Raw genomic sequence first — 12,825 nt, forward strand, 5'->3', positions numbered from 1 at the left:
TCCAGCTGCCTCTTAACGATGTTCGGCCAGCTTCGCATCCCTCTCCACGATTTTGTCCCGCACCTGCTGCCCGCTTAGCGTCACCATGGGCATGCCCGCGCCGGGATTGACCGTCCCTCCGACGAAATACAGATTGTCGTAACGAACGCTTTGCTTCGGATGCTTGAAGCCGTAATTTTTCGAGCGGTCCGATACCGTGCCATAGATCGATCCGCGGTGCGAGCCGTAAGCGGCCTCGATATGATGAGGCGTCCACATATCCTCCGTGACGATTCGCCTGCGGAGATCGGTCAATCCCATACGCTCGAGCTTGACGAGCACCCGTTCCCTCAACCTTTCATAATCCTCGGCGGAGAACGGCTCATCCTGGATATAAGGGATATGCGGCAATATTTTCAAGTTCTCATGGCCGGGAGGCGCCTGCGACGGATCCGTCTTGTTGACGTTCACCAAATAAATCGTCGGATCGTCGGGCAGCTCATGCCGACGGAACACCTTGTTCATCTGCTCCTTCAGCCGCTCCGAGAAGAAGAAGTTATGATGCGCGAGCTGCGGGTACGAGCCGGAGACGCCCAGATGCAGCACGAGGCCGGAGCTGGACGGCTCGAACCGCTTCTCCAGCTTTCGGATGAAGGCCGGTTCCTCGTCCAGCAGCTGCTCGTATGCGGGAATCACTTCCATGTTCGACACGTAATAATCCGCCCGTATCATCGAGCCGTCCTCCAGGACGAGACACTGGATGCTGCTCCCGCCGCCCGGGACGAGCTGCGTCGCTTTGCGGCCCGTATACAGCTTGACGCCGAGCTCCTTCGCCAGCCTCGTCATTCCCTCCGCGATGCGATGCATGCCTCCCGGCACGTACCAGATGCCCTGCGCATGCTGCATGTAGATCATCATGTTCAGCACGGAAGGAGCATCGTACGGGGACGAGCCGACATATTTGATGAAATAAGCCAGCATCTCCCGTAGTCTGGGATGACTTATCCGCTTCCGGATCGCGCCATACATCGTGGAGAAAAAGTCGAACTCCCTCATAGCTCCGACAACTCCATGCTCCTTGACGATGTCCGCGAAGGTGTCCAGGCCTTTGGAGAAATAACCCCGGTCCGTCGCCTCGTACAGACGCCGGGCATAGGCCAGGAAGTCCTTGTACTCCGCCATCGCCCGGGCATCCAGATGAGGGTTGTTCTCGGCCATCCGCTCCAGATCGCCGTACAGATCGATCACCGTCCCGTCCGGGAAGAAGGAGCGCCATTCATGCTCCACCTTCTGTATCCGGATATAATCGGCCATCCGGCGGTTGCTTGACACGAACAGCTTGTCGAATATATGAGGCATGGTCAAAATCGACGGCCCGAGGTCGAATCCGAAGCCATCCTGCTCCAGCCGGTTCAGCTTGCCTCCCAAATGGACGTTCTTCTCATAGAGACTGACCTCATAGCCGCTCCGGGCGAGCGAAATCGCCGCCGAAAGCCCTCCGAGGCCGCCTCCGATCACCGCGACGGATTTCATCCCAACCGTTCTCCTTTGCTTATAGCCGAAAGCTGTTTTTGGGCCCGATTGTACAGGTTCCGCATCTCCAACTTGGATACGGCATTCCGCTTCGTGTAGCAATCGTAGCCGTTCTGGCGGACCGCATTCAGAATGCCCCTGTAGATTTGGGCCGACAAGAGCACCTGAAACCGGCTGTCCTCGTCGAAGCCGGCAATGTCCTCGACGAACGCGTCGTACAAATTCTCCGCTCGCCGGGCCAGCTTCTCCCATACCCGGATGAATCTCTCGTCAACCGTCGACCGCCTTAGTTCGATTTCGCCGTAACCTTCGGAGGCCAATAAGTCGGAAGGGAGATAGATTCGTCCTCTCGCCGCGTCCTCTCCCACGTCGCGAAGTATGTTCGTAATCTGCATGGCCGTGCCAAGCCGGACGGCCGCTTGCTTCATATCGCGTCCAGCCCCTGATGCGATGATCGGCAGCAGCATGAGACCGACGGAGCCCGCCACGTAATAGCTGTAAGTTTCCAGCTCATCCATGGTGGCCGGCGCCGAGAAGAATAGATCCATCTTCTGCCCGACAAGCTGCTCGTAGAACGGCTCCAGCCTCATGTCGTAACGGGTGAACACGTCCCGCAGCGCCCTCCAAAGCGGATGATCGATCTCCCTGCCCTCCGCGAACATCAGCAATTGACGCTCCAGGACATGGAGGGCGTCCAGGCTTTCCTCCTTGCTCCCTCCCCGGTCGACCGCATCGTCCGCCAACCGGCAATACGCGTATATCGCGAACACGGCGTTCGCCTTCTCCCTCGGAAGCTGCAGGAAGGCATAATAGAAGCTTCTCGAATTTTGTTTGATAATTTCCTCGCAATACCGGTAATCCGCCTCGAGGCCCTCCGGCTTATGGAGCGGCAGAGAAAGAGACAGCTTCATGGGCATGCACCTCCCGATCATCCAGCATTAATTCATCCGACGCGATCTTGGCCGACAGCAGCACGATAGGCACTCCCGCTCCGGGATGGGTGGAGCTCCCCGTGAAATACAGATTGCGGCAGCTGGGCGATTTGCTCTGCGGACGAAGATGATTGCTTTGCGCAAGCGTCGGTCTCAGGCCGAAGCACGCGCCGTTGTAGGCGTTGTACTTCTCCCGGAAATCCAGCGGGGTCATATACGACTCGGATACGATATCCCCGCTTACCCCCTCGAACCCCGGCGTTCGCTCCAGCGCGTCCAGCACCTTGCCGCGGTAATGCCGAATCGTCCCTTCGTTCCATTCGTACCGCGCCGTCGACAGGTCGGAGACGGGTATGAGAATATACAAGCCGTCCTTCCCTTCCGGTGCCATCGACGGGTCCAGCTTCGAGGCGATGTACACGTAGAAGGACGGATCCTGCAAGAGCTCCCCTTCGAAGATATCGCCGATGCTTTTTTTCAAATGATCCCGGAAAAAGAAATTATGCACGGTGCGGACCGACTCGTATTTCCGGTTCATGCCGAGATACATGACCAGACAGGAGCAGGAGTAATCGAGGCTGTCGATTTTTTTGTCCGTATACTTGCCCTTCGCCTTGACGTCGCGTACGAGATGCTTCATCGCGTGGGGGAAATCGGCGTTGCACATGACGTAATCGGCGGCATGCTCGCGGTTATCGATCCGGATGCCGCATGCCGCGCCGTTGCGAACCATGATTTCGTCGACGTTCGCGTTGTAATGCACCACTCCCCCCAGCTCCAGGAAGAGACGCTCCATCGAGCGGGCCATCGTATGCATGCCTCCCTTGATGAACCATACCCCGTACAGCATCTCGATCATCGGAATAATGGAATAAAGGGAGGGTCCGTTATATGGGGAAATGCCGATATACATGGTCTGGAAGCTCAGCATCTGCTTCAGCCGCTCGTTCTTGATGTACTTGCCGATGAACCGGTCGGCGGTGTCGAACGTTCGGAGCTTCATGCCTTGCCAGAGCATGTATGGGTTGTAAAAGTCCGACCGCTTGCGGAACGGCCGCTGTAGAAAATGATTTTTGGCAACCAGGAAACGTTTGTAAATAACCTGAAGATATTGCAGAAAGCCTTGCGCGTCCTCGTCGCTAATATCCTCCAGCGTATCCAGCAGCTTCACCAGGTCGGTCGAAATCTCATGCTTGTCACGCTCTCCGCTTCCGAAGAAGACGGAATAGATCGGATCCAGCCTCTCCATCGGAATATAGTCGTCGGGGTTGCGCCCGGCCAGTTCGAACACTTCGCGGTACAGCTCGGGCATCATGACCAGAGTAGGCCCCATATCGAAGCGATAGCCGTCCTTCTCCAGCCTATGCATCTTCCCTCCCGGGATCGGTTCCTTCTCGAACAGCTCCACCTCGTAACCCGCATGCCGCAGACGAATCGCGCTTGCCAGACCCGCAACGCCGGCTCCGATTACAATCACTTTCTTATGCCTCTTCATGGTCTCCTCCCGTCGTCCGGAAACGCAATTAATTATACTGTAAGGTTAATTATGTTGCCGGAAGCGACTTTTGTCAATCCTTTTGTATAACGTTTTGATCATTAAGATTGTACATAATGTCAATTTCCAAAAAATCTGTATGATGTTATACTAATAACGTTGTACAACCTTAACGGCTCTCGTTCAAAGGATGAGTATCCATGAAGCAAGACAAGCATTATTACATCAAGCAGGTTGCGAAAGTGACGGGACTTTCCGCCCAGCTCATACGCAAATGGGAAGAACGGTATCGGCTTATTGCGCCTAAGAGACTGCCCAATGGATATCGGTTATATAGCGAAGACGACGTCAATGCGCTGTTAACGGTCAAGGCGCTTCAGAAGCAAGGGCATTCGATCGCGGAGGCCGCCCTTCTCTTGAAGGAGAACAAACGGAAGCTCGATTCCTCCTTCGACGAGCCGGCCCGGGAACCGCTGCTCGGGGAGGATCAATCGAAGCTGAACCGCTTCGTCATCGCTCTGCTGGAATGCGGGAGCGCTTGCAACGAATTGGAGCTGGCCTTTCAATTGCAGCAAGCCTACCACTTTTACGGCCTAAGCGGATTTCTAACGGAGGTTGTTTCTCCTTTTCTGAAGGAAGTGGGCGACAGATGGGAATCCGGGGAATGGGACGAATATCAGGAATCGGTGTCCAGTCTTGTGGTGAGGGATATGCTCGTTCAGATCAGACGCAATTATCAGCATAACGACAACGCCCCGTTGGTGGTCGGCGCCTGCCTTCCCATGGAGCAGCATGAAATTCCGGTGCATTTTCTTCTGCTGCAATTTCTGCTGAAGGGCTGGAAGACGTTCCTAATCGGAGCGTCCCCCGCGCCAGGCTCCATCGAAGCGCTCGTATCGCGGTTGAAGCCGAGAATCGTGCTGCTGTCCGCCTCGACGACTCTTCCGTTCGAGCACGATCCGGATTTGCTCGCGAAGCTCGACCGGTTCGCCGGCCGGATGCCCGGCACCTCCTTCTATATGGGCGGCGCGGGAGCGCTTGCGTACACAGGCGATCTGCCGCCCGAATGGATAACGATCGCCCGTTCCATTGATGAAGTGATCCTGGAATAGAACGCCAAAATCGCCGCCTCTCGCGAGGCGGCGATTCGTTTACTGCCGTTATTCGTTTGCTGCTGTTATTCGTCCTCGCCATAATACGCGAATACCGTCTCCACCGGCTTGAAATACAGATGTCCGTCCGGCCAAGGCTGGAAGTGCAAATCCATCCGCGAATCGCTCCAGTTCTCCGGTGTTCCTTGCGTGTGGAGCTTGCCCGGGAGCACCGGCGCCTCTACGACGGCCGGAAACTCCTGATAGCCGAACAACAGATTCTCGTGCATGGCGATAATCTCGTATTTCGGCCCGTGAAAGGCTTGCTCCTCTTGAAGCTGATAATGATAGTAGATATAGCTGGCCGCCATCTCCGGCTTCAGGTGCGCCACCCGGCCGACGCGGCGCTCGACCTCCGTCTTCCGTTGCCAGTGCTCCAAGCCGGCCGGTTCGTTGAAATGAAAAACGTCGATCATCGGAATCCAGCATCGCTTCTGCTCCTGTCCCGGCCACGGCTCCAAATAGGGCGACACGTCCGGCAGCAGCTCCTCTGCATCCAGCCTCTCTCCCACGCATTCCGCGTACAAGAACAGATTACGCTCCCAGCGGAAGCAGCCAAAGGTCATCAGTTGACCGCTTGCCGCTCGAAGCTTGCCGGATGGATCCTCCTTCGCCGCCGCTACGCCAAGCTCCACGCACTCCGATCGAAGCTGGGCCCTTGCGAGCACTCTGTAGATCGGCTTTTCATTTGCGGAATTGCTCATTCTATGAACCTCCTAATGGTTTTCTCTATCTTCACCTCCATATACTATAACATGGCATCGCAGCATTACTGAGAAGTAACGTTAATCCAGTCCACATTGGGTCCCTCTGTCCCCGTCGTCACCAATTTCAATGTATTCGTCCCCGTATTCATCGGCACTTGGATCGTTTTCTCGCCCCAGGTCGTCCAGCTGCCGGTTGCCGTGAAGGCCGCGTTGCCGATGACTTTCGTGCCGTTCACATACACATCCAGACTTCTCGTTCCCGAGGCCAACGCGTACCTGATCTTCACATTTTTGGTTCCGGTAACGGCACAGTAGATACCGCTCCACTGTACGGCCGCATCGGTTGAGGCATTAAAGTTGACATATCCTGTACCGTTAAAGCCGGAATAAAGGGATTCCGATAAGGATTGGGTCAACGTTGTGCCCGACTCCGCTTCATACGTTGTGCCGCTGCTTGTTCCGCCGCTGTATTCCGCTACGAAGGTGGTCACGCTTTGGGCCGGTAGATGGGCTATAAAGGAACCGTTCGACGCATTGAGCGGCGTGCCTTGCGCCATATTGCTGCTGCCGTTCGTTACCCATCTCGATACGTTCGAAGCCGTCCCGTTCTGTAGAACAAAGTTTTGGTTAACCGCGGAAGTACCTCGGTTAATGGCAACGATAACCACCTTGTTATCGCCTTTGTAGGCGGATGTGAAGACATTCGTATCCGGATTTTTGGTGGCGTCGACCCTCACATAACCCGGGCGAACGAATTTCGAGAAATGAGCCATCGAATACCCGCGCTTGCTGATCGTGCCGTCTTCTTTCATCGGTCCGTACTGCCTCCGGATATACCACCATAAATAGGCTTGGAATTCCGCATCCACCATATTGTGGTGGATATGATGGGCAACATCAAGCGCCTCGGGCCACAAATCAGCCGAATTATTATTGCTGTTCGGATAATAAACTTCCGTCATCCACAGCTCTTTGCCAGCGCCTTTCTGCTTAAACAGCGGATACGTGAAGTTGCTGAAGCTCGTTCCGTAAGTATGGGCTCCGAGAATATCCATATTGGCTAGCGCCTGCGGATCGTTGAGGATGGGGTCCGACATATTCTTCAAATAAGAAAACGATTCCGGCGCGATAACCTTCGTATTGATCGAGCCGGCGTTATCTTTCATGAAACGAAGCATCTCTTCCGGCGTCCACCAAGTCCACTCATGCGCGTAATCCGGCTCGTTCTGGACGGAGATGGCGTAGAGATTAACGCCGTTATTGCTCATATAAGTAACGAAGCTGTTAAGATGCTGCGCGTAATCATCGTACATATCGTATTTCAGGCGTTTGGCATTGGTATCGCCATTTCGATTAAAGGTCTCGACCATATGGGCCGGCGGATTCCATGGCGAAGCGAAAACAATGGCCCCAAGCTGAATGGCTCGCTGGGCCGTCGGTAATTCTCTGTACCAATTATTTGGATCCGGGTCTACGTAAATCCTTAATACGGAGAAGCCTAGCTGATTGGCCCCGTTACCGAATGCGGTGTCTCTTTGCGATGCCGTCAAGTCCCCGATCCATGCGGGATGATTCATTCCTCCGAACCCTCGAATCAATTGTTTTTCGGACGATAGATTGACGACAACGTCGCTTGCTGCCGCGATCCGGGGAGGATTCGGCGCAATGACCACGAGCGACAGCACCGTTGCGCACGCAACTAGTAAAGCCATTGTCTTCTTGACGCTTAACAACATTCTTTCATACAACTCCTCGCGTTTTATAGTTTCCCTTGCCCTGCTACGCCGGCTGCCTTAACAACCGTTGATCACCTCCTTTCATGGCTTACGCAAGAAACGAAACTGGATATGGTAACGCTTTCATACTAGGAAACGCCGTAAGGTCTAAGCTTTGCGATTTTTCAAGGGGGCATCCGATAGGAAACAACTACCGGTTCACGGGTTGTCAAAGTTTGATGGAAAGTTAAAATTTGGAGTAAGGAGGCGATACAAATTGGAGCTTGAGGATCATCACCACCTTGTACCAAATGTCTTCTTGTTCGTAGAGCGTGTCTGTTATCCGGGATGGAATATTCAGAAGTCTAAAATCAGCTTTCATGATCTCACGTTTGTCGTCGAGGGCAAAGCCCAATACGTCGTTAACGGGGTGAAGTACAATGTGGAGGCTGGGGATCTTATATACGTTCCGGGCGGAAGCATCCGGGAAGCGCATACGTGCAAAAAAACGCCGATGCACGCTTATCCATTCAACTTTTTTTGGGCCGAGCCGCATAACCATATCCAGCTTCCGTTTGATGTCATAACGAAGAAAGTGATTACCAAAGAAATTCTAGGTTATATTCGCGAATTCAACCAAGTGTGGATGAATAAAGAGCCCTTCTATATGATACAAGCCCGCGCGCTGTTCGAGCTGATCCTTCACCGCCTGCTCAGCAACAATAGAAGACAAACGATGGCGCTTGTCGACCTTCGAATTAAGAAATTGACCGCATTCCTCTCCGATCATTATTCGGATGACATTACCATGAACGAACTGGCTCGGCAGTTTAACCTTCACCCCGTGTACTTAGGTAAATTGTTTAAATTAAACACGGGTTCGACCTTTAAGGAGTATCTGAATCGAATACGCATCAACAATGCCGAAAGGTTGTTGTCGGGGAGCGGATTGACCGTAAGAGAGGTCGCTGAACGCTGCGGCTTCGAAGATCTATCTTACTTCAGCAAGGTGTTCAAGGAATTGAAGGGCTACCCTCCATCCATTATCAAAAAATGTTAAAAGTAGAATGCAGCAGTCCTCATTGGCAAAGGACTGCTGCCTTTTTTTATTTCTTCCAAACCTCGTCGATGGCCGCCTGGAACGGCTCCTTGTATTTCTCGACCACTGTCGCCACCGATACGCCTTCCAGAATCTCTCCGGTAAATTCGTAATAAGGCATCGTCGGATATCCACCGATATCGTCTATGACTTTGATGCTTTCGCCGGCGATTTTGGCATTGTTCAGATCGTCCTCGTTGCTGAACATCGTCTCGAACCGGGACTGCTTCGGATAGTCGTACATCGATTCGATATCATTGATTTTTTCATAGATATAGACAAGCTGCTCCGGATTTTCGACCGCGCTCGGAATGGTCAGATAGTTCGGAATCGTATTATGCGAATGATACTGCGTTGCGCTTGGCCCCTTCGGGAAAGGCAGGAAGCCGATGTCGTAATCCGGCATATCCTTCTTCAGGTTCTCTATCTCATAATCGCTGCTTGCCCACATCAGCGTATTGCCCTGACGGAAGAATTGGCCCGGCTCCGTCCAGTCTCCGCCTTCCGTCGGTCTAGCGACAGCCTCCGTCGCGAGCCGCGACAAGAAGTTCAATACTTCCAGCGTCTTCGGGTCCTCTAAATTTTGTTTATCCGCCGCAACCAGATTCGCTTCATTCGACGCCATCGCTTGCACGAGGATCGATGCGGTTGCAAGACCCCAAATATCGAGCTTGCCGTCGTTGTTCGAATCCTTGTTCGCTTCCTTGGCGACTTGGATGAAGGTTTCCCAGTTCCAGTTATCTTCGTTCACGTAGTCCTGAAGATTCTTCATGCCCAGTTGATTCATTAAGGTACGGTTATAGAAAATCCCGGAGGATGCTCCGTTAATGCCCGCCCGGAAGCCGTAGCCTCTGCCTTCGTACTGCGAGTATTCATTCGTATATTGCTGAATGAACACTTTTTCGTTTTTGGTGTACTCGTCTACCGGCGCGAACAGCCCTTGGGAGACCAGTGTCGGAATCATCCATGGACGCGCGAGACGGATGATGTCGCCAACCGGCTCCCCGGCAACGAGGGATGCCGTTACCTTCTCCTGAATCTCGGCGTAATCGATCACGACATATTCCATCTTGAAATTGTGCTTCGCCATCAAAGCGTCGAGGTTCTCTTTCATCTTGATATTGTCCGGGTTGTCTTCCTTAATCGACTCGTCATACCAGGACACCCACTTGATCGTCCGGCCGCCCATGTCGAACTCCATCTCTGGCGTCCCGGTTGCTTCCTCCTCGCCCGTTTCACCCGCGTTGTCGGACGAGTTCGTCGCCGTCGGCGCATTCGTGGCATTGCCCGCGTTGTCCGATCCGTTCGACGTTCCTTCGCCCGAATTGCCGCTGCAGGCTGCCATGAATACCAGGATCAGGCTGCAGAGCAGCATCATCGTCTTGCGCTTCCACATCGTAATACCCCCTATAATTTGGTTGTTGAGATAAATATAGCGCTATCATTTGATAGGCTCTATGGACAATGATAGTATGGCAACTGCCGCTGAACCATAGAGGAACTCAATACAATTTGTAAGAATTAAAGGCAACCTTTGGGGCTATCGGACCGGCTCGCCCACACTCCACTCCAGAGCGTCGCCTATCTTCTCGTTCCAGAAATCCCAGGTATGGGCTCCTCCCGTCTCCTTGTATGTATGCTCGACTCCTTCATCCATAAGAAAACGATGAAGCCGCGCGTTGACGTCAAGGAGGAAGTCTTCGGTTCCGCATGCCATATAGATTTCGGGGATGTTCGAGCCGTCCGTCTTCAGCCTGCGGACCAGCTCCTCTGGATCCTTGTCGCTGCCCATGACCTGTTCCAGATCGCCAAATACGCTCCGGTAATAGCCGTACCCTGCGATGCCGTTATGCTGTCCGGGCTTTATGCCGGCGACATGATAAGAAATAATGGCTGAAGATAAAGCAATGATCCGCCCGAACGTCTCCGCGTAATACAGCCCGTTCCGAAGGGCGCCGTAGCCGCCCATAGACAAGCCGCCTATATAGGTGTCTTCCCGCTCACGCGAAATCGGGAACATTCGCCGGGTGAACTCGACGAGCTCGCGGCCTACGTATTCGCCGACCTTCAGCTCGCTTTCTTCATCGTCCAGATAGAACCGGTTCTCGCCCGAGGGCATGAATACCGCGATGCGATACCGGTCGGACAGCTCCCGAATACGCGAGAAGCTGATCCAGTCGGTATGGCTGCCGCAATAGCCGTGCAGGAGATAAAGCGACTTCAACGGCTTGCCGGCTTCGCGCTCCTTCTCCGGCTGATCGAGCGGCAGGAGCGCGCTGAACGTAACCTCTCTCTTCATGCTTGCGGAAAAAAAGCTGATCTGCATCATTGCCATTGTACCTTCACTCCATATTCATAATTAGGATAGAAAACCGCAAGGAGGAGCTTCCCTCGCTTATGAGGGAAGCTCCGGTCCATGAAACGGCATCAAGCTTAATTGATTTTTACTAATTGCCACTGCTGATTCAAGTCGCCGCGATATTGGTTCTGCTGCAGCTTGGCGCCGTCGGCGCTTGAAGCTCCCGCGATCTCGACCGCCTTGTTGCTGTTCACGTTCAGAATGCAATAATAGCCGTTGCTCAGCTTGATGATGCGGAAGCGCTGGGCGGTATTGGAAAAGTCCTGCATGAGCTGGATGGTCTCTCCGTTGTTTTTGGTGCCGTTGCGGACGTCCATGACCTTGCCGTCGCTGGAGCTGACGCTCTTCACACGGTATTGATTGTTGTAAGTGCCCATATCGTCCACCACCCACTGCTGGGCGGTCGCGTTATTGCTCTGCCATTGCTGCAGCTGGAGATTGTTCGTATTCTGCCCGCCGGGAACGTCGATCGCCTTGCCCGAAGCTCGGTTGATGAATGTGTACGTCGCTCCGTTCGTAAGTCCGTTCCAGATACCGTTCCAAGGCAGCATCTGAGCCCGCTCGTAATACCATTCGAAGATGAACCGGGCCATGCCGTCGCGCGTCGAATCGCCGTCGAAGAGCAAGCCCGCCGTCGGATCGGCGAAGGAGCTTCTGGTCCCCGGCTGCAGCAGGAAGCCGTTCATATGCACGGCGATGCTGACGTTACCGGCCGCGGTGAAGATCGCTTTCGTATTTTTGCCGAAGCCCTCATTCGTTCCGTCGAACAGCGTCCAATAGGACGAGTCTCCGGTCTTCCACTTGAACCAAGTCGTCTCCGTAATGTTGATCGGATAAGCGTCCGCGCATGGCTTAATGTTCGTATCCCATTGCTGCTGCAGCGTCGCGTAATTATCGTTGGCGCCGTAGCCCGGATACCAGTGCACGGAATAACCGACATTGTTCAGCGGATCGGACAGCGGATGCGTCGCGCAAAGCTGGTAATATTGATCCCAGCCAAGACCTGCCGCCCAGATCACATTATCCGCGCCTTGGCCCCGAATCGTCGTAATCATGGAGTTCTGGAAGCTGCGGAGCGCGTTCCAGTGGGCGACGAAAATGGAATTGCCCGGGTGGCCTCCCCAGGTTCCGTTCGCGTAAGCGAGCACCGGCTCGTTCACAAGCTCGAACATGACGTTGTCCGCGCTTTTGATCCCGGGCTGCGAAGCAAGATAGCCCCAAATCTGATTGAATTTGTCCAGGTTCGCTTGCGTCGTTGCTTGGTTATTCTGCAGCGTGAAGTCAAGCCCGAGCGTAACGTACAAGCCTTTAGTCTTGGCGTAGTTAATATACGGGATAATGACATTTTGCGTAACCGCCTGCAATCCTGCGAAATTGTAGGTGCCAGCCGCTACGTCACCCATATCCTCCCGGTCGATGAAGAGGCGAACTTGGTTCATGTACCAGCCATGATCGTTACCGTATTTGGGAGAAGTGCTGGTGAACGTATCGGTAATGTCCTTCAAATAAGCGAGTCTTGCGGCGTAGTTGTTCCCTCCGTGCTGATTCAAATAATAGTTGCTGCTCTGATACGTCCAGTAGGAGCCTGTCGGCTGATGCCAACCACTGAGAAGCACCGGCTGTCCGCTGGCGTTCACCAGCTGATTGCCGCTCACGTGGAGCTTGGTTGGGGATATGCCCGACCAAGCGATTGCCGTATGGCCGTCCGCCATGAACGGCGGCAGCAGAAGCGCCAATAAGAGGAGCAGCTTCACGACCCAGCCCATTCTTTTCATCACTTACCATCTCCTTTGATTGGTTTTGTGTATGTGACTTCATGGTCGTAAGGGAAGAAGAGGCGCCCTATCCACGGTTC

General features: G+C 53.8%; 10 protein-coding genes. 2 read left to right on the forward strand and 8 right to left on the reverse strand.

Features of this window, described 5'->3' with window-relative positions:
* Nucleotides 1-12: 12 nt before the first annotated feature.
* The 3 genes from NQZ67_RS23215 to NQZ67_RS23225 are packed head-to-tail and all read right to left on the reverse strand — an operon-like array spanning nt 13 to nt 3,939.
* Nucleotides 13-1,512 (reverse strand): phytoene desaturase family protein, encoded by a 1,500-nt coding sequence (locus tag NQZ67_RS23215; protein ID WP_257450639.1) that lies wholly within the window; start codon nt 1,510-1,512, stop codon nt 13-15.
* The gene (locus NQZ67_RS23220; RefSeq protein ID WP_257450642.1) at nt 1,509-2,423 is read right to left on the reverse strand and encodes a phytoene/squalene synthase family protein; all 915 of its coding nucleotides are present in this window, start codon (nt 2,421-2,423) and stop codon (nt 1,509-1,511) included. The genes NQZ67_RS23215 and NQZ67_RS23220 overlap by 4 nt, the downstream gene beginning before the upstream one ends.
* Nucleotides 2,392-3,939: a phytoene desaturase family protein gene (locus NQZ67_RS23225; protein WP_257450644.1), complete on the reverse strand. Its 1,548-nt coding sequence runs from the start codon at nt 3,937-3,939 to the stop codon at nt 2,392-2,394. Before NQZ67_RS23225 ends, NQZ67_RS23220 begins: the two co-directional genes overlap by 32 nt.
* 200 nt (nt 3,940-4,139) lie before the next feature.
* Here NQZ67_RS23225 and NQZ67_RS23230 point away from each other — a divergent pair, with 200 nt between their 5' ends.
* Nucleotides 4,140-5,051, forward strand: a complete 912-nt coding sequence (locus tag NQZ67_RS23230; RefSeq protein ID WP_257450646.1) for a MerR family transcriptional regulator — start codon at nt 4,140-4,142, stop codon at nt 5,049-5,051.
* A 65-nt stretch (nt 5,052-5,116) separates the two neighbouring features.
* Here NQZ67_RS23230 and NQZ67_RS23235 read toward each other — a convergent pair whose 3' ends face one another.
* Both NQZ67_RS23235 and xynC read right to left on the reverse strand, forming a co-directional pair.
* Nucleotides 5,117-5,794 (reverse strand): hypothetical protein, encoded by a 678-nt coding sequence (locus NQZ67_RS23235; protein WP_257450648.1) that lies wholly within the window; start codon nt 5,792-5,794, stop codon nt 5,117-5,119.
* Between the two features lie 65 nt (nt 5,795-5,859).
* Nucleotides 5,860-7,533, reverse strand: a complete 1,674-nt coding sequence (gene xynC, locus NQZ67_RS23240) for a glucuronoarabinoxylan endo-1,4-beta-xylanase XynC (RefSeq protein ID WP_257450650.1) — start codon at nt 7,531-7,533, stop codon at nt 5,860-5,862.
* A gap of 256 nt (nt 7,534-7,789) precedes the next feature.
* Between xynC and NQZ67_RS23245 the strand changes: the two genes are divergently transcribed.
* Nucleotides 7,790-8,572 (forward strand): helix-turn-helix transcriptional regulator, encoded by a 783-nt coding sequence (locus NQZ67_RS23245; RefSeq protein WP_257450652.1) that lies wholly within the window; start codon nt 7,790-7,792, stop codon nt 8,570-8,572.
* 46 nt (nt 8,573-8,618) lie between these two features.
* On the opposite strand, the gene NQZ67_RS23250 is transcribed toward NQZ67_RS23245, so the two are convergent.
* The 3 genes from NQZ67_RS23250 to NQZ67_RS23260 all read right to left on the reverse strand — a co-directional run bounded on the left by NQZ67_RS23250 (nt 8,619) and on the right by NQZ67_RS23260 (nt 12,745).
* Nucleotides 8,619-10,007, reverse strand: coding sequence for an ABC transporter substrate-binding protein (locus tag NQZ67_RS23250; protein ID WP_257450653.1), 1,389 nt, complete (start codon nt 10,005-10,007; stop codon nt 8,619-8,621).
* A 144-nt stretch (nt 10,008-10,151) separates the two neighbouring features.
* Nucleotides 10,152-10,946 carry an alpha/beta hydrolase gene (locus NQZ67_RS23255; RefSeq protein ID WP_257450655.1) on the reverse strand — a complete coding sequence of 265 codons (795 nt, stop codon included), beginning with the start codon at nt 10,944-10,946 and terminating at the stop codon, nt 10,152-10,154.
* 98 nt (nt 10,947-11,044) lie between these two features.
* Nucleotides 11,045-12,745: an RICIN domain-containing protein gene (locus tag NQZ67_RS23260; protein ID WP_257450771.1), complete on the reverse strand. Its 1,701-nt coding sequence runs from the start codon at nt 12,743-12,745 to the stop codon at nt 11,045-11,047.
* Nucleotides 12,746-12,825 lie beyond the last annotated feature (80 nt).

The organism is Paenibacillus soyae (genome assembly GCF_024623455.1).
GTDB classification, from domain to species: domain Bacteria; phylum Bacillota; class Bacilli; order Paenibacillales; family Paenibacillaceae; genus Pristimantibacillus; species Pristimantibacillus soyae.